The following is an 18,216-nucleotide window of genomic DNA, read 5'->3' as shown; positions in this document are numbered from 1 at the left end:
CGTGCCGGCGGACGAGGCCCCCGCCCCGGTCGACGCGCCACCGCAGCCCCCGCCACCCGGCGGGGCGCTGCCGGCCTGGGTCGCGGCGGGGCTGACCTTCCTCAGCTCCGGCGCCGTCCTCGTGCTGGAGATCGTCGGCCTGCGGCTCATCGCCCCCTACGTCGGCGTCACGGTGCAGACGAGCACCGCGGTGATCGGCTTCGCGCTCGCGGCGATCGCGGCCGGCGCCTGGCTGGGCGGCGCGGCCGCCGACCGCACCGACCCCCGCCGGCTGCTCGCGCCGCTGCTGGTGGCCGGTGGCGCCCTGGTCGTCGCCGTGCTCCCGCTGGTCCGGTTCACCGGCTCGCTGCTCAGCGGCGCGGACGCCGGCGGGGTGCTTCTCCTGGCCGCGGTCGCCGTCGTCGTGCCCGCCGCGCTGCTCTCGGCCGTGCCGCCGATGGTGGTCAAGCTGCAGCTGGCCAGCCTGGACGAGACCGGCGCGGTGGTCGGGCGGCTCTCGGGCATCGGCACGCTCGGCGGCATCGCGGCGACGTTCGCGACAGGGTTCGTGCTCGTGGCGATCCTGCCCAGCAGCGTCATCCTCGTCGCCACCGGCGCGGTCACCGTGCTCACCGGTGTGGTGGTGGGCGTGGTGCTGCGGCGCGGGGGCGGCCCGCGGACGGTCCCCGCCGGCCTGCTCGCGCTGGTGGTGCTGGGCGGCGCCCTGGCGGCGGTGGCCCCCACCCCCTGCGAGGAGGAGACGGCCTACCACTGCGCGCGGGTGGTGGCCGATCCGGAGCGCCCCTCGGGCCGGGTGCTGATGCTCGACACGCTGCGGCACTCCTACGTCGACCTGGCCGACCCCACCCACCTGGAGTTCGCCTACGTCCGGGCGATCGCCGCGGTCGCCGACGCCGCCTTCCCCGCGGGCGAGCCGGTCTCGGCGCTGCACGTCGGTGGCGGCGGGCTGACCCTGCCGCGGTACCTGGCGGAGGTGCGCCCCGGGACCGACAGCCTCGTGGTGGAGGTCGATCCCGAGGTGGTGGCCATGGACCGCGAGCAGCTCGGGCTGGAGACCTCGCCGGAGCTGCGGGTGCGGGTGGCCGACGGCCGGGTGGGGCTGGCCGAGGAGCCGGCGGGGGAGCGCGACCTCGTCGTCGGCGACGCGTTCGGCGGGCTCTCGGTGCCCTGGCAGCTCACCACGCGCGAGGCGCTCGAGCTGGTCGACCGGGCGCTGACCGAGGACGGCGTCTACGCGGTCAACCTGATCGACCACCCGCCGCTGTCGTTCGTGCGGGCGGAGCTGGCGACGATGCGCGAGGTGTTCGACCACGTGGTGCTGCTCGCCCGTGCGCCGGTGCTCGCCGGGGAGGACGGCGGCAACGTGGTCGCGGTGGCATCCCAGCGGCCGCTGCCGGTGGCGGGGATCGCCGCGGAGCTGACCGACCACGACCTGGCCTGGCAGGTGGCCGAGGGGGAGGAGCTGGCCCGGTTCGTCGGCGACGCCCGCGTGCTGACCGACGACTTCGCCCCCGTCGACCAGCTGCTCACCCCCTACGCGACTCCCTGAGTCAGCGGCCGATCGGCGCGGTGCGCGCCCGGGTCAGCCGCACCAGCTCGGCCGGCGGCAGCTCCAGCTGCAGGCCGCGCCTGCCGGCGCTGACCAGCACGGTGGGGAACTCCAGCGCCGAGGAGTCCACGACGGTGGGCAGCAGCTTGCGCTGGCCCAGGGGGCTGATGCCGCCGACGACGTAGCCGGTGGCGCGCTCCGCGTCGGCCGGCTCGGCCATCGCCGCCTTGCGCCCGCCGGTCGCCGCCGCCAGCGCCTTGAGGTCCAGCGTGCCGCTCACGGGGACGACCGCGACGGTGAGCGAGCCGTCGACGCGCGCGACCAGCGTCTTGAACACCTGGCGGGCGTCGGCGCCGAGTGCGGCCACCGCCGCCTCGCCGTGCCCCTGGTCCGCGGGGTGCTCGGGGTCGTAGGGGTGGAGCGCGTGCGCCACCTTCGCCTGCTCCACGACCCGCACCGCCGGGGTTGCCGCCACGGCGCGGCAGCCTACCCAGGTGCGGCCGACGGGAATGCCGGCGCCGGGCGGTGCCGTTGGACCGGCCGTGAGCAGCACCCTCTCCACCCCCCGCGCCCGTGCCGCGCGCCGACGTCCCCCGGGCCGTCCGGACGCCGCGCGGCTAGGATCGACCGATGTGGCGCCCCGCGTCCGGGGGCCCCAGAGAGGACGGTCGGTGCCTGAGGAGTCCGCGGTCGACAACACCGGTCAGCTGCCCGAGGCGACCCCGGTCGAGGTACCGGAGGCGCGCGAGGGCGGCAGCCGCACCGAGCTCGCCGAGACCCGCGCCGAGCGGGATGCGCGGTTCGAGCGGGACGCGCTGCCCTTCCTGGACCAGCTGTACCCGGCGGCCCTGCGGATGACCCGCAACCCGGCCGACGCCGAGGACCTGGTGCAGGAGACCTTCGTCAAGGCCTACTCCGCGTTCCACCAGTTCGCCGAGGGCACCAACCTCAAGGCCTGGCTGTACCGGATCCTGACGAACACCTACATCAACAGCTACCGCAAGAAGCAGCGGCAGCCGCAGCAGTACCCCACCGACCAGGTGCAGGACTGGCAGCTGTACGCCGCCGAGGAGCACACCTCGTCGGGGCTGCGGTCGGCGGAGATCGAGGCCCTGGACCACCTGCCGGACTCCGACATCAAGGAAGCGCTGCAGCAGCTCCCCGAGGACTTCCGGCTGGCCGTCTACCTGGCCGACGTCGAGGGCTTCGCCTACAAGGAGATCGCCGAGATCATGGGCACGCCCATCGGCACGGTGATGTCCCGGCTGCACCGCGGTCGGCGCGGGCTGCAGAAGCTGCTGGCCGACTACGCCCGGGAGCGCGGTTTCGTCCGCGCCGGGGCCGGTGAGGAGGCGACCCGCCCGTGAGCGACGAGCTGGGGGCCGGCGAGCCCCTCGAGATCAACTCGTGCGACGACGTCCTCACCCACGTCTTCGAATTCCTCGACCACCAGACGTCCGACGAGCGGCGCACCGTGATCGCCGAGCACCTCGACGAGTGCTCGTCGTGCCTGCGGCAGTTCGGCATCGAGGCGGAGTTCAAGGCGCTGGTGCGCCGGCGGTGCGGCGGCGACAAGCCTCCGACGGGCCTGCGGGAGCGCATCAAGATGCAGCTGACGAGCGTCTCCTTCGAGGAGGACGGCACGCAGGTCAGCGTCGAGCGGCTGACCGTCGAGCACTCCGAGGAGCGCCCGACCGCCTAGCAGCGCCTGCAGACGGCAGAGGCCCAGGACCCGACGGGTCCTGGGCCTCTGGCGTCTGGCCCCCTGCAGGGCCCCGTCGCGAGCCTGCGAGCGGCGGGGGGCAGGGGGTCCTTCTTCAGGCGTTGGGGCGCTTGCCGTGGTTGGCCTTGTTCCCCTTGCGGGAGCGACGCTTGCGTCCGCGCTTGGACATCGCTGCCCTCCTCTCTCATGCTGCTGACGGGCCGGGTGGCCCAGGACCGGTGCGGGACCGGAACCGGCGCACGCGGGTGCGCGGCGCCGGACGACCCGCCAAGCTGACCCGACAAGCCTCTCACGGGGCGCACCGGCCGTGCGCCGGGCCGGGCGAGTTCGAAGAGGAGCAGCAGTGCCGCAGCTGGGGATCGAGACCGTCCTCGTCGCCGGACGGGGGCCGGCGGGGTGCGCCGCGATCCGGGCGTGCCAGCGGCTCGGTCTCAAGGCCGTGGCGGTGCACAGCGAGACGGAGCGCTCGGCCCGCCACGTGCGCCTGGCCGACGACGCGGTGCTCCTGGGGCCGGCGCCGGCCGCCGAGTCCTACCTCGCCGTCGACCGCATCGTCGAGGCGGCGCGGCGCAGCGGCGCGGACACGGTGCTCCCCGTCCCGCCCGCGCTGGCCGGCAACGCCCGGCTGGCCGGCGGGGTCATCGCCGCGGGTCTGCGGTGGGGCGGCCCCGACCCGGAGGTGCTCGAGCGGCTCGGCGGGGACGGCGTGGAGCCGGCCAGCGAGCGGGGGTTCCTCGCCTGGGTGACCGCCGAGGGGCTGCGCTTCACCACCCCGGTGGCCCGCGACCGCGCCGCCGGCATCGCCCGGGTCTCCTGGACCCCGGGTGAGCCCGGCCGGCTGCCGGCCGCGGCGCACCGCCTCGCCGAGGTCGGCTGGCGCGGGCTCGTCACCGTCGGGATCGCCCCCGACGGCTCGCTCGCCGAGGTCGCCGCGGGCTTCTCGCTGGACATGGCGGTGCTCGAGCGCTCCCACGGCGTGGACGCCGTCGAGCTGGCCCTCCGCAGCGCCGCCGGGCTCCGGGAGGCCGATGCCGCCCCCGAGGGCCGTCCCGCGCCGCGGGCCGCGGTCGCCGCGCAGCTCCGCGCCACCCTGCCCCCGGGGACCGCCGGGCGGATCAGCGGCCGCCTCCCCGGGGCCGGTCGCCCTCCCGCGGTCGACGACGGCGTCGCGCTGGTCGCGGTGAGCGGCTACGAGCCCGGTGACCGCCTCGACGGCTGGTACGACGCCCTGCTGGCCACCGTCAGCGGTGGGGCGGACGACGTGACGGCGGCGGCCCGTGCGGTCAGCCGGGTGCTGTCCGGGCTGCCCGAGGCCGGTGTGCCGCACGACGGGCCGGAGGTCTGCGCGGTGCTCGGGCGGCTCGCCGGGGACGGGGTCGCGCCGGCGACCTGATGCCGGGCGGCCGTGCTTGGATGTGGGCTCACGATCGGCGGGCGCGGGAGGTACCGGTGGCGGTGGAGGAGATCCACGCGGAGATGGTCTCCAGTGTCTGGAAAGTGCTGGTGCAGCCCGGTGCGCAGGTGTCGGCGGGGGACACGCTGGTGATCCTGGAGTCGATGAAGATGGAGATCCCGGTGCTCACCGAGCGCACGGGCACCGTGCAGGAGCTGCACGTGGTCGAGGGTGAGGTGCTCCAGGAGGGCGACCTCATCGCGATCGTCGCCTCCGCCTGAGAGAGGACCCCGTCATCCCCACCTCTCGCAGGCTCGGGGCGGTCCCCTGGACGCGGCCTCACAGCTGGCGGGTGTAGACCAGCAGGTCGACGCCCGGTACCGGCGTCCAGTCGCGCTCCGGCAGCCGGGTGAAGCCCAGCCGCTCGTAGAGCCGGTGGGCCGCGGTCATGCGGGTGCCGGTGGAGATGACGACGCGCCGCCGGCCGGTCTCCCGCGCCCGGTCCAGGCACGCGCGCACCAGCGCCTCGCCCACGCCGCGGCCCCGTGCTCGCGGGTCCACCACCAGCATGCGGAACCCGGCCTCGTCGGGGGACTCCAGCACCTCGCCGAACTCGCCCCCGGCCACGAAGGCCACGCTGCCGATCAGCTCGCCCCCGTCGTCCCGGGCGACCAGCAGCTCGGCCACGCGGGCGCGGCCGGCCACATCGGCCAGCTCGGCCGCGTAGCCCGCCGACGCCAGCCCGCCGTCGACGTAGACCTGCACGGTGAGGGCGGCGATGCGGTCGTGGTCGGCGGCCAGGGCCGGCTCGATGCGCAGGGCGGGGGAGGGCAGCACGGGCCCAGGCTAGGACGGCCACCGGCCTCGCCCGCCCGGGGTGGGCCCCGCCGCGGGTCCTAGGCTCGGACCACCATGAGCAGCCTCTCGGAGCGCCTCACCCGCGGCACGGAGTCCAGCCCGGCCCAGATCGACCACGCGCGGCGCCTGGTGGCCGACTGGCAGCTGCTGGCCGACCTCTCGTTCGCCGACCTGACGCTCTGGGTGCCGCAGCGCTGCGGGTCGTGGTGGTGCGTGGCCCAGGTGCGCCCGCTGACCGCGCCGACCAGCCGCCCGGAGGACATGGTCGGCGTGGAGCTGGACGCCGATGCCGCCGGCCCGTTCGCCGTGGCGCTCCGCGAGGGGCGGCCCGTCACCGACGGGGAGCCGGACTGGTCCGGGGCGACCCCGCGCCGCCGCGAGGTCATCCCGGTGCGGCACGAGGGCGTGGGCATCGCCGTCCTGGCCAAGGACACCAACCTCGCGGTGACCAGGTCGCCGTCGACGCTGGAGCTCACCTACCTCGACATCGCGGCGGACCTCTGCCTCATGGTCTCCGCGGGCACCTTCCCGCCGGTCACGATGCAGGACGCGGAGATGAGCCCCCGGGTGGGGGACGGGCTCGTGCGGCTGGACCGGGCCGGCCGGGTCACCTACGCCAGCCCGAACGCGCTCTCGGCCTACCGCCGGATCGGTGTCGCCGGCGACCTGGCCGGCGCCGTCCTCGCCGAGGTGACCTGCCGGGCGGTGACCGACCGGGTGGCCGGGGAGGCGGCGGCCGCGGGCATCACGGCGGCGGTCGCCGGGCGCTACCTGGACCCGATGGACGTCGAGGGCGCCAGCGCGACACTGCTGCTGCGGGCCCTCCCGCTGCAGGCCCCCGGCGCCGAGCACGGCGCGCTGGTGCTGGTCCGGGACGTGACCGACGTCCGCCGGCGTGACCGGGCGCTGCTGACCAAGGACGCGACCATCCGGGAGATCCACCACCGGGTGAAGAACAACCTGCAGACGGTCGCTGCGCTGCTGCGGCTGCAGGCCCGGCGGATGACCGAACCGGCCGCCCGGGCGGCGCTGGAGGAGTCGGTGCGGCGGGTGGCCTCCATCGCCGTGGTGCACGAGACGCTGGCGGGCAGCCGGGAGGACGTCGTCGACGTCGACGACGTCCTCGACCAGGTGCTGCCGATGCTCGGTGACCTCACCAGCGTGGGGCCCGCGGCCCGGACCCGGCGGATCGGATCGTTCGGGGAGCTGCCCGCGGCCGCGGCGACGCCGCTGGTGCTCGCGGTGACCGAGCTGCTGCACAACGCGGCGGAGCACGCCTTCCCCGAGGGGGAGCCGGGGGTCATCGAGCTGGTCGCCGAGCGCGAGGGCGGGGACCTCCGCGTGCGGGTCCGCGACGACGGCCAGGGGCTGCCGCCCGGTTTCGACCCCGCAGCCAGCGACGGGCTGGGGCTGCAGATCGTGCGCACGCTGGTGATCAGCGAGCTGGGCGGGAGCCTGGCGATGGGCCCGCTGGAGGGCCGCTCGGGCACGGAGGTGGTGCTGACGCTGCCGGAGAGCGCCTGGCCCCGGCGCTGAGCTCGGCCTCGGACGGCGCCGAGGCCGGCCCGGGGGACCCGGACCGGCCTCGTGGCGGTCGGTGCGACTGCGGTGGTGCGGACGCCGCCGGCTACCCCGGCGGCGCGCCGTCGTGCTCGGCGGTCAGGCGGTGTGGACCCGGGTGCGAGCCTGACGCCGCTTCAGCGCGCGTCGCTCGTCCTCGGAGAGCCCACCCCAGACACCGGAGTCCTGGCCGGAGCGCAGGGCCCAGTCCAGGCACGACGAGACCACCGGGCAGCGCTGGCACACGGCCTTCGCCTGCTCGATCTGGACGAGCGCGGGGCCGGTCGTCCCGATCGGGAAGAACAGCTCCGGGTCCTCGTCCCGGCAGAGCGCGCGGTGGCGCCAGTCCATGGCGTTGTACTCCTCGATGTCGTCTGCGGTCGGTACGTCAGTCGCTGTGCTCGGTCTGCGATCGCCGGCCGACGCCGGTGACCCGGCGTCATGTCGTGAGCGACTCCCTGCTTTGTTACCGGCAGGTTGCGTCCCGGCAGCGATGTTTTCACGTGCCGGACGCGTGTCAAGGGAAACGCGGTCAGCGCTGACCCCCGCGTGAGCAACCTCACCACGGCCGTGCTAGGCCCGCCACCCGGCAGGAGGAAAACCCTTGCCGGATGCGCGAGGAACAGGTCTCAGGCGATGACCCGCAGCGCGTGCGGGACGTTGGTGATCCGCACGCCCGTGGCGGTGCCGAGGTGGTCGCCGTCGACCTGCCAGCCCTGCGGCCGCACCGCCGTCACGGTCAGCTCCTGCAGGTCGTGCCACCGGTGCAGCCCGCGGCCGCGCAGGTCGGGTTCGGGGCGCATGGTCTGGCGCAGCGCGCGCAGCATCCGGGCGGTGCCGGTGCGCCCGAGGGCGAAGACGTCCAGCCCGGTGTCGAACGAGGCCTGCGGGGTCGGGTTCACCGGCCGGGCCCCCAGATAGGTCCAGGGGCTGACGTTGGAGACGAGGCAGAGGAACAGCTGCTCCACCGGCGGTTCCCCCGGTACCTGGAGGGTCATCGCGGGCCGCCGCCGCTCGCGGCCGAAGAGGAAGGCGCTGGTGCCCTCCCGGACGTAGAGGGCACCGGTCGACCGCCGTCCCCGCGCGCGCCGGGCCTCGACCCGGGCGATGACCTCGGCGTCGAAGCCGAAGCCCGCGGCGAAGACGAACCAGCGGGGGTCGGTCCACCCCGGGCCGTCGGCGGCGGCCTCGGCGCGGGCGACGGCCTCGGCCACCGCCGGCGCGACCCCGGTGACCGCCGCGGTGCTGGTGCCGGTCGCGCTCGCGGTGCCGAGGGAGACCGAGCGGGTGCGGCCGGTGCGCAGGGAGGCGAGGATCTCCGCGGTCGCCTCCACCGGGTCCCGGGACCGGCCGAGCGCGCGGGAGAACACGTTGGTCGACCCGCCGGGCACGACCGCCAGCGCGGGCACACCCGGCCCCGGTCCCCGCGCGAGCAGGCCGTTGACCACCTCGTTGACGGTGCCGTCGCCCCCGAGCGCGACGACGACGTCGAAACCGTCGGCGGCGGCCGTGGCGCCCAGCTCGTGGCCGTGCCCGCGGTGCGTGGTCTCGGCGACGTCGACCTTCAGCTCGCTGGCCAGGGCGCCGACGAGCACGTCGCGCATCTTCGCGGTGGTGGTCGTGGCCGCGGGGTTGACGACCACGAGCGCACGCATGCCGTCAGGCTAACCAGGGGATCGCGGTGCACGCCGGAGGGCGCCGGCGGGGACCGGGAGCAGCAGCCGGCCGCGTAGTCTCGGCGGTGTGACCGAGGACCGCGGCGCGCCCGCTCCGCCGCCCCGTCGCCTCGCCGACCGGCTGTTCGGGGCCTCGGTGGCGCAGCCGGTGGCACGCCCCGCCGAGCCGGGGAAGCCGACGCCGCAGGCCCCGCCGTCGCTGCGCCGGGCGGCGCTCGTGGTGGCGGTGGAGGGCCTCGCCTTCGGCGTCCTGACCCTGGTGCTGCTCTACCTCACGCTGACCGGGAACGCGGAGAGCGTCCCGCGCGCCCTCGCCGAGGTGGTGCTCGCAGCGCTGGCCGCCGGCGTGCTGCTGGCCGCCGCGCGCGGGCTCTGGCGGGTGGCCGCCTGGGCCCGCGCCCCGGTGGTGGCCCTGCAGCTGTTCCTGGGGCTGACCGGCTTCACCTTCGCGTTCTCGGCCCAGCAGCCGCTGATCGGGCTGCCGATCCTGGCGCTGGTGGCCGCGGTGCTGTACCTGCTGGCCGCCCCGGACTCGCGGCTGGCCTACGAGGACAGCTGAGCGCAGGGGCGACCCCTCACACGAGGTCGATGACGTCCGCGATGGAGTCGCAGACGCGGCTCGGGCGGAACGGGAAGCGGCTGACCTCGTGGGCCGCGGTGGAACCGGAGAGCACCAGCACCGTCTCCAGCCCGGCCTCGATCCCGGCGACGACGTCGGTGTCCATCCGGTCCCCGACCATGATGGTGGACTCCGAGTGCGCCTCGATCCGGTTCATCGCGCTGCGGAACATCATCGGGTTCGGCTTGCCGACGAAGTAGGGCTTCGCGCCCGTCGCGGCCGTGATCATCGCTGCCACCGACCCGGTCGCCGGCAGCGGGCCCTCGGGGGAGGGGCCGGTGACGTCGGGGTTGGTGGCGATGAACCGCGCGCCGCCCTCCACGAGCCGGATCGCCCGGGTGATCGCCTCGAACGAGTACGTCCGCGTCTCGCCGAGGACGACGTAGTCCGGGTCGGTGTCGCTCATGACGTACCCGACCTCGTGCAACGCGGTGGTCAGCCCCGCCTCGCCGATGACGTACGCCGAGCCGCCGGGGAGCTGCGTGGCGAGGAAGTCGGCGGTCGCCAGCGCCGAGGTCCAGATCGCCTCCTCGGGCACGAGCAGGCCGGTACGGCTCAGCCGGGCCGCCAGGTCGCGCGGCGTGAAGATGGAGTTGTTGGTGAGCACGAGGAACCGCCGTCGCCGTTCGACCAGCCGGTCGAGGAACTCCTTGGCGCCGGGCAGCGCGTTCCCCTCGTGGACGAGGACGCCGTCCATGTCGGTCAGCCAGCACTCGATCGGTCCGCGCTCGGTGGTCACGGCATGCACGCTAGCGCCGTGCGGTCAGCCCCGTCCGGCAGCGGCGAAGGACACCAGCGCGTCGTCGGTCAGGCGGAACACCGTCCACTCGTCCATCGGGACGGCGCCGGCAGCCCGGTAGAACTCGATCGACGGCGTGTTCCAGTCCAGCACCGACCACTCCAGCCGGCTGTAACCGCGCTCGACGCACACCTCCGCGAGGGTGCGCAGCAGCTCCTTGCCCAGCCCCGCGCCCCGGTGCTGCGGCTGGACGTAGAGGTCCTCGAGGTAGACCCCGTGCGTGCCCCGCCAGGTGGAGAAGTTGAGGAACCACAGCGCCGTGCCGACGACCTCGCCCCCGGCCTCCGCGACGTGGCCGAAGAGGGCGGGGGCGTCGCCGAACAGGCAGGCGGTGAGCTGCTCCTCGGTGAGCCGCACCTCGTGCAGCGCGCGCTCGTAGTCGGCGAGCTCCCGCACCAGCCCCACGACCGCCGGGACGTCGTCGGGGCGGATCGGCCGCACGGTCACGAGAGCGACTCCTTCAGCCGGGCGGGCACCAGCCGGCCCAGCGGTGAGAGCACCGGCACCAGCACCGGGGCCAGCAGGTAGCCGTAGGCCAGCACGCAGCCGGTCACGACGGGGAACAGGGCGAAGCCGACCACCAGCAGCACCGCGGTGGCGACCAGCCCGTACGGGCGGCCGCTCTTCGGGCTGACCAGCGACCGGAAGGACCGGAACCGGATGTTGGTGACCATCAGCACCGCCGGGACGGCGACCACCAGCAGCACCCAGAGCCGGTCGCGGCCCTGCATGTCGTCACCGAAGGCGAACACCGATGCCAGGACGACGCCGGCCGCGCCGGGGCTGGGCATGCCGGTGAAGTACCGCTTGTCGGCGGTCGGGTCGATCGTCGTGTTGAAGCGGGCGAGCCGGATCGCCGCGCACGCCACCCACAGGAAGCACACGACCCAGCCCAGCGGGTCCCACTCGTCGCGGCCCTCGGAGAACAGCGTGAAGGCCAGCAGCGCCGGCGCCAGGCCGAAGGACACCAGGTCGGCCAGCGAGTCGAACTGGAGGCCGAAGGGGGTCACCGCGCCCACCAGCCGGGCGACGGCGCCGTCGGTGATGTCGAACAGCACCGAGAGCCCGATGAGGACGGCGGCCAGGCCGTGGTCGCCGCGGATGGAGACCAGGATCGCGGCGAAGCCGCACAGCATGTTGCCGAGCGTGAACAGGCTGGGCAGGGTGGCCAGCGCCCGCCGGCGGGTACCTCGCACCGAGCCCCGCACGAACTCCACGGTGGCCGTGCGCCGTGTCGGCACCGCGCGCCTCAGCGGGTGGCGGGCCAGCGGGCGATGACGGTCTCGCCGCCCCGCACGCGCTGTCCCTCCGTCACGGCGATGGCGCACTCGCGCGGCACGAACACGTCCATGCGCGAGCCGAACTTCATCAGCCCCATCCGTTCCCCCGTCGCCAGCGTGCGGCCGACCCCGGTGCGGGTCACGATCCGGCGCGCCAGGACCCCGACGATCTGCCGGAAGACCACCGTGCGGTCGCCGTCACGGAGCCGGATCTCGCTGCGCTCGTTGCGGTGCGCCGACTCCTTGCGGTAGGCCGCCAGGAAGCTGCCCTTGCGGTAGGAGCTCTCGACGACCTCCCCGCGGTAGGGGGAGCGGTTCACGTGCACGTCGACGACGGAGAGGAAGACGCTCACCTGCTGCCAGCCGCCCTCGGGCGCGTCGCCGGGCGCCACCCCCTCCTGCGGCTCCCCGGCGACGATGACCACCCCGTCGGCGGGCGAGAGGACGTCGTCCGGGCCGGGGGGCGTGGTGTCGCACCGGCGGTCCGGGTCGCGGAAGAAGACCGCCATGTAGGCGGCGAGACCGAGCAGGGGCCAGGCGGCGAGGCGGGGCCAGCGGCGACCCGTGAGCCGGGCGCCGGTGGCGAGCAGGGCGGCCGGGGTCAGCGGGCCGGCGATGAAGGGCCAGCCGGCGGGGTCGATGCGCATGGTGGCCCCACGCTACCGGGGGCGGTCGCACCGGGCCGCGTCGTCACCGGACCGCCGGGTCCGGTGACGACGTCAGGGGCTCAGGAGGCGGGTGTGGCGGCGTTCACCAGCCAGCGGATGCCGAACCGGTCGGTGACCTGCCCGAACGTGTCACCCCACACCTGCTTCTCGAACGGCACGTCGACGGTGCCGCCCGCCGCGAGCTCCTCGAAGTACCGGGTGAGGGTCTCGGCGTCGTCCCCCGACAGGGAGCAGGAGACCTTGTCCGGCCCGCCCGCCGCCGGGTCGTGCCCGTCGGAGGCCATGAGCTCCAGGCCGGCGTCGGTGCGGAGGAAGGCGTGCATCACGCCGTCGTCCGGGTACTCGCCGCCCCCGCCGCCGGCGTCGCCGAAGGTCATCACCTCCAGCTCACCGCCCATCACCGAGCGGTAGAACTCCATCGCGGCTCGGGCATCGCCGGCGAAGTGCAGGTAGGGGTTGAGCCGGATGGTCATGGTCGCTCCTCGGGTCGGGGACGGTCCGAGGGGAGACGGGGCCCGCGCCGGGAACTCATCGGTGCCCGGGGACGCCACCGGCCGGTGACCCCGGAGGGGGTCACCGGCCGGTGAGGTGCTGGAACGGCCCCGTCGCGAGGAGGACGGGGTCCTCCTTTCAGGCCGCGGCCTTGGTCTCCCAGAAGATCTTGTCGATCTCGGCGATGTAGTCGAGGAGCTTCTGGCCCTCGGCCGGGTCCATGCTGCCCTTGCCGCCGGCCGCGCCGGCCTGCTTGGTGGCCTTGTTGAACAGCTCGTGCAGCTGCGGGTACTTCTCGAAGTGCGGGGGCTTGAAGTAGTCGGTCCACAGCACCCACAGGTGGTGCTTGACCAGGTCCGCCCGCTGCTCCTTGATCATGATCGCCCGGGTCCGGTAGACCGGGTCCTCGTTGCTCTGGTACTTCTCCTGGATGGCCTTGACCGACTCCGCCTCGATGCGGGCCTGGGCCGGGTCGTACACGCCGCAGGGGAGGTCGCAGTGCGCGGTGGCCTCCACGGCGGAGAACATGCGGAACAGACGCATGGGTGGTGCCTCCGGGTTCGTGGGGATGGGTCTTCTGCGACCCTACCCGCGGTGATCAGCGGGAACACGTCGGCCGGTCGCGGTCCGGAGGAGGTTCCCCGGCTGGCGACGCGCTGGGTGCTGGCCCGGGTGAGCGGCCCGTCGATGTCGCCGACGGTCCGCCACGGGGACCGCCTGCTCGTCCGCCGGCTGGGGGCGGGTGCGGCCGTGCGGGAGGGCGACGTCGTGCTGGCCCGCTTCCCGGCCCGGCCGGAGCTCCTGGTGGTCAAGCGGGTCCGCTGCGCCGTCGAGGGCGGTCACTGGGTCGAGGGCGACAACCCGTTCGTGGCCGACGACAGCCGCGCCTTCGGGGCCGCCGCCGTCGTCGGCCGGGTGGTGGGGCGGCTGTGGCCGCGCCCGGGCCGGCTGGCCCCGGGGCCCCCGGCGTCCGGGTCAGGCGCCGCGTAGCTGCGCGTACCGCTGCGCGCACTCCGCCATGGTGGGCAGCAGGCCCTGCTCCCGGGCCTCGGCGAGGGTGGGCGCCGCACGGTCCTTGGCCGACAGCTCCAGCGCGACGTCCGCCGGCCACGGCAGGGCCAGGTCGGGGTCCAGCGGGGAGACGCCGAACTCGCGCGCGGGGTCGTAGGGGGAGGAGACCAGGTAGGTCACCGAGCTGCCGTCGGCCAGGGCGAGGAAGGCGTGCCCGAGCCCCTCGGCGAGGTAGACCGCCCGCGGCTGCTCGCTGTCGAGGAGCACGGTGTCGTACGACCCGAAGGTGGGCGAGCCGACCCGGACGTCGACGACGACGTCGAGCACCCGCCCGGCCGGGCAGTAGACGTACTTGGCCTGACCGGGCGGCACGAGCGCGAAGTGCACCCCGCGCAGCACACCCGCCGTCGAGACGCTGTGGTTGGCCTGGGCGAGGGGCAGCGGGTGTCCCACTGCCTGAGACAACTGGTCGGCGCGGTACCACTCGGTGAAACGTCCACGCGTGTCGCCGTGCGGCGTCAGGTCGATCACGAAACTGTCGGGCACGGCGAGCTCGCGGATCTCCACCACCGCACCGTAGCGACAGACCGGCCGCCGGCCGGGTTTACGCTGCTGTGCCCATGAGCGGAAATGCGGCCTCCGGGGACCTCGTCGGCACCGACCGTTTCGCCTCCGACCCGGCGTTCGCGGTGCACGAGGGCGGCAAGCTCTCCGTGTCCTCGACCCGCTCGATCGGCTCGATCGCCGACCTCGCCCTCACCTACACCCCGGGCGTCGCCCGCGTCTCGAGCGCGATCGCCGCCGAGCCCGGCCTGGCCCGCCGGTTCACCTGGGCGCCCCGCGTCGTCGCCGTCGTCTCCGACGGCACCGCGGTGCTCGGCCTCGGGGACATCGGACCGGTCGCCTCGCTGCCGGTCATGGAGGGCAAGGCCTGCCTGTTCAGCGAGTTCGCCGGGCTCTCGGCGGTGCCGATCGTGCTCTCCACCACCGACGTGGACGAGATCGTCGAGACGGTCGCGGCGATCGCGCCGTCCTTCGGCGGCATCAACCTCGAGGACATCAGCGCTCCCCGCTGCTTCGAGATCGAGGCCCGGCTGCGCGACCGCCTGGACATCCCGGTGATGCACGACGACCAGCACGGGACGGCGATCGTGGTCCTCGCCGCGCTCCGCAACGCCGCCGCGGTGGTCGGCCGCGAACTGGGCGACCTGCGGGTGGTGGTCTCCGGCGCCGGGGCGGCCGGCGTCGCCTGCACCAAGATCCTGCTCGAGGCGGGGGTGGGGGAGATCGCCGTCGCCGACTCGCAGGGCGTCCTGCACGCCGGGCGCGAGGTCACCGGCACCAAGCGGTGGCTGGTCGAGAACACCAACCGGTCGGGGTTCGCGGGCACGATGGTGGCCGCGCTGGAGGGGGCCGACGTCTACCTCGGCGTCTCCGGCGGGTCGGTGCCCGAGGCGGCGATCGCCTCGATGGCCGAGGACGCCATCGTGTTCTCGCTGGCCAACCCGACGCCGGAGGTCGACCCGGAGATGGCCGCGAGGCACGCCGCCGTCGTCGCCACCGGCCGCAGCGACCTGCCCAACCAGATCAACAACGTGCTGGCCTTCCCGGGCGTCTTCCGCGGCGCCATCGACGCCGCCGCCACCCGCATCACCGAGGAGATGAAGCTCGCGGCCGCCTCCGCGATCGCCGGCGTCGTCGGTGACGACCTGCGGCCGGACTACATCGTCCCCAGCCCGCTGGACCGGCGGGTCGCCACCGCCGTCGCCGAGGCCGTGGCCGCCTGCGCCCGGGAGCAGGGCGTCACGCGGTGAGCGCGGGGCGGTAGACCCGCCCGAGGACGCCGGCCAGCAGTCGCTCGGCCACCGGCCGGGGGAGGGCCGCCACCAGGGCGTGCACGGGGGCCATGCGCTCGGGCAGCGACCCGCCGGAGACCCCGGCCAGCTCCAGGAGCGCCTCGACCTCCGCGACGGTCAGCGCCGCCGGGTCGATCGTGGCGGCCGCGGCCACCAGCCCGGGGTCCGGCACGGGGCGGGGGAGGGCGGCCGCGGCCCGCGCGGCGTCGCGGAGGTCGGCCAGCAGCGCCTCGACGCGCCCGGCGGTCGCTGCCGTGACGGTGAGGTGCAGGGTGGCGGGGAGGTCGCCGCCGTCCTGGGGGAAGGGCGGCTGCGGCTGGAGCAGCCAGCCGCGCGCGGTCATCTCGTCGGCGAGGTGCAGCACGTCGACGCCGTCGGGGCCGTCCGCGGCCAGGGCCACCAGCGTCGCGACCGGCCGGCCGACGACCCGGAGCCCGTCGATCGCGGCGGCCCCGGCGGCGAGCCGCACCGCGGCGCCCCTGGCCCGGTGGGCCAGCTCCCGGTAGCCGTCGGTGCCCACCCAGCGGTGCACCGCCCAGGCGGCCGCCATCGCGCCGGCGGGGCGGGTGCCGGCCAGGGTCGGGTTGACCACGGGGTAGCCGGGCCAGCCGGCGGTGCTGAACCAGTGTGCGTGCCGCAGCTCCGGGGTGGCGGTGAGGAGCAGCGAGACGCCCTTGGGGGCGTAGCCGTACTTGTGCAGGTCCACCGACAGCGACGTCACGCCCGGGACGGAGAGGTCGAACGGCTCGGGGACGTCGTCCAGGAACGGCAGCACCCAGCCGCCGATGCAGGCGTCCACGTGGCAGGGCACCCCGGCGCCGGCTGCGAGCCCCGCGACCTCCCCGACCGGGTCCAGGACGCCGTGCGGGTAGGAGGGCGCGCTGACCACCACCAGGACCGCGCGCTCGTCGAGCCGGCGGGCCACCGCCGAGGGGACGGCCCGGCAGGTGACCGGGTCGACCGGGATGTCGGCGACCTCGACGTCGAACAGGTGCGCGGCCTTGCGGAACGCGGCGTGGGCGGTGACGGGCAGCAGCATGCGCGGCCGCCCGGTGCCGCCCCGGGCGCGCCACTGCTCGCGCGCGGCCAGGACGGCGAGCTGGCAGCTCTCCGTGCCGCCGCTGGTGAGCGTCCCGACGGCGTCCGGGCCGCCCCCCAGCAGCTCGAGCGCGGCGCCGACGAGGTCGTTCTCGATGCGGGCGACGCTGGGGAAGGCCGTCGGGTCGAGCGCGTTGGTCCACTGGAACGCGGCCTGCGCGGCCCCGGCGAGTTCGTCCACCTCGGCGAGCCCGGAGTCGTAGACGTAGGCCATGGTCGCCCCGCCGTGGGTGGGCACGTCGCCGCGCTGCAGCGCGGTCAGCTCGGCGAGCACGTCCTGGGGCGTCACGCGGGGACCTCCTGGGTGGGGACGGCGTCGAGCCGGTAGCGGGCGAGGACGGGCAGGCTGGCGAGCACGAGCAGCGCGGGGACCAGGGTGAAGCCCAGCAGGATGGCGGAGACCGCGGTGTCCGACTGCGCGACCACGTCGTCCCCCCGGGAGGACACGTAGCCGGCGAGCGCGAGCAGCCCGCCCAGCAGGCCCGGCCCGATCGCCAGACCCAGGGTCTCCGCGGCGGTCCAGACCCCGGTGAAGACGCCGGCCCGGCGCTGCCCCGACGCGGCCTCGTCGGCGGCGATGACGTCGGGGAGCATCGCCAGGGGGAACATCTGCATGCCGGCGTACCCGATGCCGACGAGCACCACGAACGGCAGGACCACGGCGGTCCCCCCACCGGAGGCGGCGCCGAGCGCCGCGGCCGACGAGGTGAACACCCCCGACGAGACCAGGAGGCCGCGTCGCTTGCCGAACCGGCGGCTGAACCCCAGCCACAGCGGCATGACCAGGATGGCCGGTGCGACGAGGGCGGCGAACAGCAGCGTCCCCGCGGCTGCATCGCCGAGGACGTACCGGGAGAAGTACGGCACCCCGGCGAGCATCACGCCGATGCCGAGCGCCTGGACGACGAAGCCGGTGAGCAGCACCCGGAACGGCCGCGAGCCCCAGGCCAGCCGCAGCGTGGTCAGCAGCCGGCCCTCGCTGCGCACCCGGGTCAGCGTGGGTGCGTTGCGGGTGCCGATGACCGCCCCGAGCATGCCACCGGCCAGCAGCACGGCGACGAAGACGGACATGGCGAGGTAGCCGTCCCGCCCGCCGCCGAACGCGTCCACGACGGCGGGTGCGCCCGCGCCGGCCAGCAGGATGCCGACCGCCAGCGCGGCGACCCGCCAGGAGATCAGCGCCGACCGCTCGTCGGGATCGTCGGTGATCTCCGCCGGTTGCGCGACGTAGGGCACCTGGAAGAAGCCGTAGGCGGTGGCGGCGAGCAGGAAGGTGACCCCCACCCAGGCGGCGGCCACCCCCGGTGGGGCGCCGGGTCCCGCGAACACCAGGACGAACAGCGGGGGGAGCGCTAGCCCGCCGGCCAGCATCCACGGCCGGCGCGGCCCCCAGCGGCCCTCGGTGCGGTCCGAGCGGCCCCCGACCCACGGGTTGAGCAGCACGTCCCAGGCTTTCGGCGCGAACACCACCAGGCCGGCGATCGCCGCGGCCACGCCCAGCACGTCGGTCAGGTAGTACAGGAGCAGCAGCCCGGGGACCGTGCCGAACGCCGCCGTCCCGATCGAGCCCGTGGCGTAGCCCAGGTGCGTGCCCCGGGTCAGCCGGGCGCCGGGTGGGACGGTGGTCACGGGAT

23 protein-coding genes are annotated in these 18,216 nt (G+C 75.2%); 9 read left to right on the top strand and 14 right to left on the bottom strand.

Going from position 1 to position 18,216, the window contains the following annotated elements; translation table 11 throughout:
• Position 1: 1 nt before the first annotated feature.
• Positions 2 to 1,549: a fused MFS/spermidine synthase gene (locus E9549_RS01105; RefSeq protein ID WP_236824728.1), complete on the top strand. Its 1,548-nt coding sequence runs from the start codon at positions 2 to 4 to the stop codon at positions 1,547 to 1,549.
• Between the two features lies 1 nt (position 1,550).
• Here E9549_RS01105 and ybaK read toward each other — a convergent pair whose 3' ends face one another.
• Positions 1,551 to 2,024, bottom strand: a complete 474-nt coding sequence (ybaK, locus tag E9549_RS01100) for a Cys-tRNA(Pro) deacylase (protein WP_236824727.1) — start codon at positions 2,022 to 2,024, stop codon at positions 1,551 to 1,553.
• Positions 2,025 to 2,220: 196 nt separating this feature from the next.
• On the opposite strand from ybaK, the gene E9549_RS01095 reads away from it, so the two are divergent.
• The gene (locus E9549_RS01095; RefSeq protein WP_236824726.1) at positions 2,221 to 2,916 is read left to right on the top strand and encodes a sigma-70 family RNA polymerase sigma factor; all 696 of its coding nucleotides are present in this window, start codon (positions 2,221 to 2,223) and stop codon (positions 2,914 to 2,916) included.
• Positions 2,913 to 3,251, top strand: coding sequence for a mycothiol system anti-sigma-R factor (gene rsrA / locus E9549_RS01090; RefSeq protein ID WP_236824725.1), 339 nt, complete (start codon positions 2,913 to 2,915; stop codon positions 3,249 to 3,251). The genes E9549_RS01095 and rsrA overlap by 4 nt, the downstream gene beginning before the upstream one ends.
• A 115-nt stretch (positions 3,252 to 3,366) precedes the next feature.
• Here rsrA and E9549_RS24415 read toward each other — a convergent pair whose 3' ends face one another.
• On the bottom strand, positions 3,367 to 3,441 hold the full coding sequence (locus E9549_RS24415) for a 50S ribosomal protein bL37 (RefSeq protein WP_014377707.1): 75 nt from the start codon (positions 3,439 to 3,441) through the stop codon (positions 3,367 to 3,369).
• 174 nt (positions 3,442 to 3,615) lie between these two features.
• Here E9549_RS24415 and E9549_RS01085 point away from each other — a divergent pair, with 174 nt between their 5' ends.
• A complete protein-coding gene (locus E9549_RS01085; RefSeq protein ID WP_236824724.1) occupies positions 3,616 to 4,665 on the top strand; it encodes a biotin carboxylase N-terminal domain-containing protein in 1,050 nt (349 codons plus the stop codon).
• Positions 4,666 to 4,721: 56 nt separating this feature from the next.
• A complete protein-coding gene (locus E9549_RS01080) occupies positions 4,722 to 4,946 on the top strand; it encodes a biotin/lipoyl-binding carrier protein (protein WP_236824723.1) in 225 nt (74 codons plus the stop codon).
• A 58-nt stretch (positions 4,947 to 5,004) separates the two neighbouring features.
• Here E9549_RS01080 and E9549_RS01075 read toward each other — a convergent pair whose 3' ends face one another.
• Entirely contained in the window at positions 5,005 to 5,502 is a 498-nt protein-coding gene (locus E9549_RS01075; RefSeq protein ID WP_236824722.1) for a GNAT family N-acetyltransferase, read from the bottom strand.
• Between the two features lie 75 nt (positions 5,503 to 5,577).
• Between E9549_RS01075 and E9549_RS01070 the strand changes: the two genes are divergently transcribed.
• Entirely contained in the window at positions 5,578 to 7,059 is a 1,482-nt protein-coding gene (locus tag E9549_RS01070; RefSeq protein WP_236824721.1) for a sensor histidine kinase, read from the top strand.
• A 123-nt stretch (positions 7,060 to 7,182) separates the two neighbouring features.
• Here the strand turns inward: E9549_RS01070 and E9549_RS01065 are convergent, their stop codons facing one another.
• Both E9549_RS01065 and E9549_RS01060 read right to left on the bottom strand, forming a co-directional pair.
• Positions 7,183 to 7,434 carry a WhiB family transcriptional regulator gene (locus tag E9549_RS01065; RefSeq protein WP_091928851.1) on the bottom strand — a complete coding sequence of 84 codons (252 nt, stop codon included), beginning with the start codon at positions 7,432 to 7,434 and terminating at the stop codon, positions 7,183 to 7,185.
• A gap of 278 nt (positions 7,435 to 7,712) precedes the next feature.
• Positions 7,713 to 8,738 carry a diacylglycerol kinase family protein gene (locus E9549_RS01060; RefSeq protein WP_236824720.1) on the bottom strand — a complete coding sequence of 342 codons (1,026 nt, stop codon included), beginning with the start codon at positions 8,736 to 8,738 and terminating at the stop codon, positions 7,713 to 7,715.
• Between the two features lie 88 nt (positions 8,739 to 8,826).
• Between E9549_RS01060 and E9549_RS01055 the strand changes: the two genes are divergently transcribed.
• Positions 8,827 to 9,318 (top strand): hypothetical protein, encoded by a 492-nt coding sequence (locus tag E9549_RS01055; protein ID WP_236824719.1) that lies wholly within the window; start codon positions 8,827 to 8,829, stop codon positions 9,316 to 9,318.
• A gap of 16 nt (positions 9,319 to 9,334) precedes the next feature.
• Here the strand turns inward: E9549_RS01055 and E9549_RS01050 are convergent, their stop codons facing one another.
• The 6 genes from E9549_RS01050 to sodN form a co-directional block, all read right to left on the bottom strand.
• Positions 9,335 to 10,075 carry an HAD-IIA family hydrolase gene (locus E9549_RS01050; protein WP_255714418.1) on the bottom strand — a complete coding sequence of 247 codons (741 nt, stop codon included), beginning with the start codon at positions 10,073 to 10,075 and terminating at the stop codon, positions 9,335 to 9,337.
• Between the two features lie 66 nt (positions 10,076 to 10,141).
• Positions 10,142 to 10,624, bottom strand: a complete 483-nt coding sequence (locus E9549_RS01045; protein ID WP_236824717.1) for a GNAT family N-acetyltransferase — start codon at positions 10,622 to 10,624, stop codon at positions 10,142 to 10,144.
• Complete coding sequence (gene pssA, locus E9549_RS01040; protein ID WP_236824716.1) at positions 10,621 to 11,418, bottom strand: CDP-diacylglycerol--serine O-phosphatidyltransferase; 798 nt, start codon at positions 11,416 to 11,418, stop codon at positions 10,621 to 10,623. Before pssA ends, E9549_RS01045 begins: the two co-directional genes overlap by 4 nt.
• 8 nt (positions 11,419 to 11,426) lie before the next feature.
• Positions 11,427 to 12,104 (bottom strand): phosphatidylserine decarboxylase, encoded by a 678-nt coding sequence (locus E9549_RS01035; RefSeq protein WP_236824715.1) that lies wholly within the window; start codon positions 12,102 to 12,104, stop codon positions 11,427 to 11,429.
• 80 nt (positions 12,105 to 12,184) lie between these two features.
• Positions 12,185 to 12,598, bottom strand: a complete 414-nt coding sequence (locus E9549_RS01030; protein WP_236824714.1) for a VOC family protein — start codon at positions 12,596 to 12,598, stop codon at positions 12,185 to 12,187.
• A 157-nt stretch (positions 12,599 to 12,755) separates the two neighbouring features.
• Positions 12,756 to 13,160: a superoxide dismutase, Ni gene (sodN, locus tag E9549_RS01025; protein WP_222194002.1), complete on the bottom strand. Its 405-nt coding sequence runs from the start codon at positions 13,158 to 13,160 to the stop codon at positions 12,756 to 12,758.
• A 51-nt stretch (positions 13,161 to 13,211) separates the two neighbouring features.
• Here sodN and E9549_RS01020 point away from each other — a divergent pair, with 51 nt between their 5' ends.
• A complete protein-coding gene (locus E9549_RS01020; protein ID WP_236824713.1) occupies positions 13,212 to 13,607 on the top strand; it encodes a S26 family signal peptidase in 396 nt (131 codons plus the stop codon).
• On the opposite strand, the gene E9549_RS01015 is transcribed toward E9549_RS01020, so the two are convergent.
• Positions 13,593 to 14,195 (bottom strand): dTDP-4-dehydrorhamnose 3,5-epimerase family protein, encoded by a 603-nt coding sequence (locus E9549_RS01015; protein ID WP_236824712.1) that lies wholly within the window; start codon positions 14,193 to 14,195, stop codon positions 13,593 to 13,595. The genes E9549_RS01020 and E9549_RS01015 overlap by 15 nt on opposite strands.
• Positions 14,196 to 14,248: 53 nt before the next feature.
• On the opposite strand from E9549_RS01015, the gene E9549_RS01010 reads away from it, so the two are divergent.
• Positions 14,249 to 15,442, top strand: a complete 1,194-nt coding sequence (locus E9549_RS01010; protein ID WP_236824711.1) for an NADP-dependent malic enzyme — start codon at positions 14,249 to 14,251, stop codon at positions 15,440 to 15,442.
• On the opposite strand, the gene E9549_RS01005 is transcribed toward E9549_RS01010, so the two are convergent.
• Both E9549_RS01005 and E9549_RS01000 read right to left on the bottom strand, forming a co-directional pair.
• Positions 15,432 to 16,871: an aminotransferase class V-fold PLP-dependent enzyme gene (locus tag E9549_RS01005; RefSeq protein ID WP_236824710.1), complete on the bottom strand. Its 1,440-nt coding sequence runs from the start codon at positions 16,869 to 16,871 to the stop codon at positions 15,432 to 15,434. The genes E9549_RS01010 and E9549_RS01005 overlap by 11 nt on opposite strands.
• The gene (locus E9549_RS01000) at positions 16,868 to 18,211 is read right to left on the bottom strand and encodes an MFS transporter (protein WP_236824709.1); all 1,344 of its coding nucleotides are present in this window, start codon (positions 18,209 to 18,211) and stop codon (positions 16,868 to 16,870) included. The genes E9549_RS01005 and E9549_RS01000 overlap by 4 nt, the downstream gene beginning before the upstream one ends.
• Positions 18,212 to 18,216 lie beyond the last annotated feature (5 nt).

The sequence above is a fragment of the Blastococcus sp. MG754426 genome, from assembly GCF_021699055.1.
Classification (GTDB): domain Bacteria; phylum Actinomycetota; class Actinomycetes; order Mycobacteriales; family Geodermatophilaceae; genus Blastococcus.
Note: the sequence above shows the minus strand (reverse complement) of the source record. Positions and strands in the feature narration are given on the sequence as shown.

Bases quoted from the DNA above. Each gene is read 5' to 3' on its own strand.
- E9549_RS01070 (WP_236824721.1), top strand. From the start codon at position 5,578: ATGAGCAGCCTCTCGGAGCGCCTCACCCGCGGCACGGAGTCCAGCCCG.
- E9549_RS01065 (WP_091928851.1), bottom strand. From the start codon at position 7,434: ATGGACTGGCGCCACCGCGCGCTCTGCCGGGACGAGGACCCGGAGCTG.
- E9549_RS01060 (WP_236824720.1), bottom strand. From the start codon at position 8,738: ATGCGTGCGCTCGTGGTCGTCAACCCCGCGGCCACGACCACCACCGCG.
- E9549_RS01050 (WP_255714418.1), bottom strand. From the start codon at position 10,075: ATGGACGGCGTCCTCGTCCACGAGGGGAACGCGCTGCCCGGCGCCAAG.
- E9549_RS01035 (WP_236824715.1), bottom strand. From the start codon at position 12,104: ATGCGCATCGACCCCGCCGGCTGGCCCTTCATCGCCGGCCCGCTGACC.
- E9549_RS01030 (WP_236824714.1), bottom strand. From the start codon at position 12,598: ATGACCATCCGGCTCAACCCCTACCTGCACTTCGCCGGCGATGCCCGA.
- sodN (WP_222194002.1), bottom strand. From the start codon at position 13,160: ATGCGTCTGTTCCGCATGTTCTCCGCCGTGGAGGCCACCGCGCACTGC.
- E9549_RS01010 (WP_236824711.1), top strand. From the start codon at position 14,249: ATGAGCGGAAATGCGGCCTCCGGGGACCTCGTCGGCACCGACCGTTTC.